1 protein-coding gene is annotated in these 1394 nt (G+C 67.8%); it reads right to left on the bottom strand.

All coding sequences use genetic code 11. From position 1 onward, the window contains the following. Positions 1-1394 (bottom strand): autotransporter outer membrane beta-barrel domain-containing protein (locus JAB6_RS09135; RefSeq protein ID WP_139143329.1); only part of this gene is annotated, 1394 nt, incomplete at both ends.

The raw sequence follows: 1394 nt of genomic DNA, 5'->3' as shown, positions 1-1394 counted from the left end.
TACTTGAGCGGCATCGCGATACCGAACATCACGGACTGGGTACGTCCGCTATCGATATTCAGATTGCTGTTGTAGTCGAGGGTGATGGTCATGCCGTTCGACAGCAGCAGTTTGACGCCCAGCCCCGCCGCCCAGTTGCCCGTCTGCTGCGGCACCGTGCGGATCACGTACACGGGGCCGTCGGCCGCCAGGTCGGCATAGGCCAGGCGCGCATCATCGGCGCCCTGGAACTGGTGCCGGTATTCGAGCCGCGCGCGCGGGAACCACGTGCCCAGGCCGCCCACATAGATGCCCTCGGCCCGTACGCCGAGCGCGCCGATGCGCGAACGCACGGTCTGCTTGAAGTAGCTCAGGGCATTGATGCCGCTGGCCTTTTCCGTGTACGGATCGAGCTTGGCCGACATCAGTTCCACGCGGCCGTACGGCGACCACATCCAGGTGTCATGGCGCATCTCGATACCGCCGACGACTGCGCCGAACACCTGCTTGCCGTCGCGCTCGCCCGTGGCGAAACCGCTGCCATCGGCAAGGTAGCGCGATGCGTCGTACTGCAAGGTGCCGTAGCCGAGCACGCCATCGAGGAAGACGCCTTTGCTCGGACGCAGGCTGCCATACACGGCCGCCACGGCGCTGTCGGCCGTGCTGCGGCTGCCGTTCTGGCCTACGTCGCTGCGGTCATGGCTGAAACCGGCGCCGACGCCCAAAGTCGCCAGGTCGCTGAGGCGGTAATCGCCGCCCACGCTCACGCCATTGGTGCGGAAGCGGAAGCCCGTGTCGCGGCCGTTCACATAGTGCTGGCCGAAGTCGACCGCGCCACCGAGCCACAGAGCCAGCGCCTGCTTCTGCGTGTCGGGCTTTTGCGGCATGTCCGGCAAGCCGCTGGTGGCGCCGCTGACATCGACCTGCTGGCGCTCGCCGCTGAAACCGGTGTCATGCTGGCGCAAGGCCGCCTTGCGCATGAACGGTTTGACGGCCGTGCCGAACACGCGGTCCGCTTCGTCCGCCTGCCAGCGCGCCAGCGCCGCCGTCGGATTGCCGCTGTCGTTTGGCGGCGTCAGGCTCAGGCCGAAGCTCGAACGTCCCCAGCCATCGCCATGCAGGCTTTCCAGGCGCTGCGTGAAGTTCGACAGCTGCGCGCTGGCGAAGCGCCGCGCCGCATCGGCTTGCGCCGCCTGCAGGCCGATCACTTCCGGATCGACCGACGGGTCGCGCCGCGCCGTCACCGTCACGTTGACCACGCCCGGTTTCGAGGTGGCGTACGCATTGCTCAGGGTGTAGCTGACGACAGCCGCGCCGGCGAACTTGCCCGAGGCCGCAAAGCTCAGCTGGTACGACGGCTTGCCGGCCGTGCCGATATCGCGCACCACCACCTTGCCCGCTTCGGCCGGCGCCAC

The organism is Janthinobacterium sp. HH104 (assembly GCF_001758715.1).
In the GTDB taxonomy this organism is placed as follows: Bacteria; Pseudomonadota; Gammaproteobacteria; order Burkholderiales; family Burkholderiaceae_D; genus Janthinobacterium; species Janthinobacterium aestuarii.
The sequence above is the reverse complement of the archived record's forward strand: the minus strand, read 5'-3'. Positions and strand labels throughout refer to the sequence as shown.